The sequence below is a fragment of the Vibrio olivae genome, assembly GCF_042428525.1.
Classification (GTDB): domain Bacteria; phylum Pseudomonadota; class Gammaproteobacteria; order Enterobacterales; family Vibrionaceae; genus Vibrio; species Vibrio olivae.
Genome location: NZ_JBHMEP010000119.1, coordinates 1 through 549, shown reverse-complemented (window position 1 = coordinate 549; position 549 = coordinate 1). Strand labels below are relative to the sequence as shown.

Below are 549 nucleotides of genomic sequence, written 5' to 3'. Positions count from 1 at the left end.
GGAACCTGATCCGGGAAGGCATTGCCGTCAACTCCACCGCTTTCCTGGATTATGCCGATCCCGAACACATCAAGGCGCTGGGCAATCCGACGGAGGGTGCCCTGCTGCTCTGGCTGCACGGCCAGGGAGTAAACTACCTGGACCTGCGGGAAAACGCGCGCGTTCTGGAACAGCTCACCTTCTCCACGGAACGCAAGTACATGGCCACCGTCGTGGACTCCCCCCTGCTGGGTAAAAAAGTCCTGTACGTGAAGGGCGCGCCGGAAATCGTGCTGGGCAACTGCGCCACGGTGCGCACGCCGGACGGAGAGACGGACGCCGCCGCCATGCGCCCGGCCATTGAGGAACAACTGCTGGCCTACCAGAACCAGGCCATGCGCACGCTGGGCTTCGCCTACCGTATTCTGGATGATGACGCCCCCGTGTTCCAGGATGGGAAACTGGCACGGCACGACCTGGTTTACCTGGGCATCACCGCCATTTCCGACCCCGTCAGGGACGACGTTCCCCAGGCCGTGAAGGACTGCATGGATGCCGGAATCAGCATCA

At 62.7% G+C, this 549-nt stretch carries 1 pseudogene; it reads left to right on the top strand.

Going from position 1 to position 549, the window contains the following annotated elements:
- A pseudogene (locus ACFFUV_RS24190) lies at positions 1 to 549 on the top strand (hypothetical protein); the annotation flags it as partial.